Below are 2,512 nucleotides of genomic sequence, written 5' to 3' on the forward strand. Positions count from 1 at the left end.
TACCCTGTGAGAAATCCGGGCTAGTGGGGGCAGAATAACGGCAAAGATCATCTTGATCGGGTCAGTTGCGGTAAACGCCATGCAGCCTCCTTTGCTTATACAGTCTGTTTGTTAATAACGAACAGGTTAATAACGTAGGTCTCTATAATGTAGATATCAATAACGGTTTTAGTGCTGATTGCTAATGCTGGCCTTTTAGCAACAGTGCGGTTCAGCGATTGAGCGTAACGTAGTCGCAATGATTAAGTTTGGCGAATCAGTGCGACCTAGGTACGACCTCGTGTTTGGGCTATCGTTCACTTGCTTAGGTAGGCGTATTCAAGAGCTTAGGTTTTCAAGAGCTTAGATTTTCAAGAACTTAGGTTTTCAAAAAATTAGATCTTCAAGAAATTAGGGCTGCGAAAGCCCATCGACTACAGATGAATAAGGAACGCCATGAGTCACTATCTACCGTCATCACTGCTGCTCGCGAGCGTTGTTCTAGCCAGCCCTGTGTGGGCGCAGGCGCCCAGCGGTGAAGATGCGGTACTGCCTACAGTAGAGGTGAGCGCTCCGCGCTTAGCCCGCGAGCTGTATGCCACACCAGCGGCCGTTTCTACCTTGGAGAGCGAAGAAATTGCCCAAGGTCAGCAACGGGTGAGGTTGGATGAAGCGCTTAACCGAGTACCGGGGGTGTTTTTACAAAACCGCGATAACTTCGCCCAAGGGCAACGCATTGCTATTCGCGGCTTTGGCGCGCGTGCTCCATTTGGTGTGCGTGGGATTACCGTTATGGTAGATGGCATTCCATACACACTTCCGGATGGTCAAGCGCAGTTGGATGCCATTGATTTAGACAGTGCCGAGCGTATTGAGGTGATTCGCGGGCCGTCTTCAGTGCTTTACGGTAATGCGGCTGGCGGAGTGATTGATGTGACCACTGCAGATGGGCGTGATAATCCTGGTACACGGCTGCGGATGGGCGCAGGTAGTGATGGCTATCAAAAAGTGGCACTGCAAAATGGCGGTGTACAGGGCGATTGGTCGCACCATATCAGTCTGACGGCGCTTAACGTTGATGGTTATCGTGAACAAAGTTCAACCGAGAAGTATTTGCTGAATGCAAAGTTGCGTCGAGAACTCGGCAGTGGGCGGGCGGTTACTGCGATTATTAATCTGCTGGAGAACCCCCGTTCGGAAGATCCCGGTGCACTTAATGCCCGTGAAGTTGCCGCTGGGCGCGATCAGGCTGCGCCCAATTCGCTAGCGCTAGATGCTGGGCAAAACGTCGATCAGCAGCTGTTGGGTCTGCAATACGAAGACTTAGCGGCAGGGGATGGTGAGCTGTATCTCAAGGGCTTAATTGCTCAGCGTAGCTTTGAACAGCAGCTTCCATTTGTGGGCAGTAGTCGTTTGGGTTATCAGCGGGACTATATGGGCGCAAGCGCTGAATACCATCACGAGGTGGCGTTAGGGAGCCTGCCGCTGAGTTATATCGTTGGGGTGGATGTGGCGCGCCAAGAGGATGAGCGTTTTCGTAATAATGTCGATGCCCAGGGAGTAGTTGGCGAGCAGTTAGCGGATGAAACCCAAACTGCGGCGTCCGCTGGCGTGTTTGCCCAAGGGGATTTAGCGCTCTCGGAACAGGTCACGCTCTCGTTGGGCGCGCGATATGACCGGGTGGCGCTAGACGTCGACGATACGTTTCTTGATGACGGAGATCAAAGCGGGAAGCGTACCTTTAACGAGTGGAGTGGCTCGGCGGGGCTAAGCTATCGCTATCGTCCGCAGCACCAAGCGTATATTAATACCGGCACCGCGTTTGAGACACCCACGTTTTCTGAGTTTGCCAACCCGGCTGGCGGTGGCTTTAACCCTGCTGTTGAGCCGCAAAAAGCATGGAATCGCGAAATAGGGTTGCGTGGCTACATTGAGCCGTTGGCGATGGATTACGATCTCGCACTATTTTCGGTCCGCGTTCGCGATGAGTTGGTGCCGTATGATGAGGGTGGTCGTACCTTCTATCAGAATGCAGGTGACACAAATCGCGATGGCCTAGAGCTGGCGCTGGGCTGGCAGCTTGCCGACCAGTGGCGTCTGGATAGCGCTTTAACCCTCGCGCGTTATGAATTCGATAAGTTTGCAACACCTAGTGAACGCTTTGATGGCAACCGGATTCCTGGATTGCCAGAGCAAACGTGGGTCAATCAATTAACCTGGGAAAACCTTGATCAGCGTTTCGTCACGTTGGAAACCGAATACATCGGTGATTTAGTAGCGGATAACGCTAATGCGACGGAGGTAGATAGCTATTGGCTGCTCAACCTCCGGGTAGGTGATGGTTGGCAGTTAAGTGAAGGTACGCGACTAAGTGCTTATCTTGGTCTGCGCAATCTGCTTGATGAAGAGCACTATGCCAATGTGCGCTTAAACGGCACCTTTGGCCGCTTTTATGAGCCAGCCCCAGGGCGAAGTGTTTATGGCGGCGTGGAGTTGAGTTTTTAATCAGCAGAGGCTCCCTAGCAAAAAAAAC

At 52.3% G+C, this 2,512-nt stretch carries 1 protein-coding gene; it reads left to right on the forward strand.

Features of this window, described 5'->3' with window-relative positions:
- Positions 1 to 435: 435 nt before the first annotated feature.
- On the forward strand, positions 436 to 2,484 hold the full coding sequence (locus tag INT22_RS13765; RefSeq protein WP_193060917.1) for a TonB-dependent receptor family protein: 2,049 nt from the start codon (positions 436 to 438) through the stop codon (positions 2,482 to 2,484).
- Positions 2,485 to 2,512 lie beyond the last annotated feature (28 nt).

Origin of the sequence: Halomonas sp. 3D7M (genome assembly GCF_014897885.1) — a bacterium.
GTDB lineage: Bacteria > Pseudomonadota > Gammaproteobacteria > Pseudomonadales > Halomonadaceae > Vreelandella.

Bases quoted from the DNA above. Each gene is read 5' to 3' on its own strand.
- INT22_RS13765 (WP_193060917.1), top strand. From the start codon at position 436: ATGAGTCACTATCTACCGTCATCACTGCTGCTCGCGAGCGTTGTTCTA.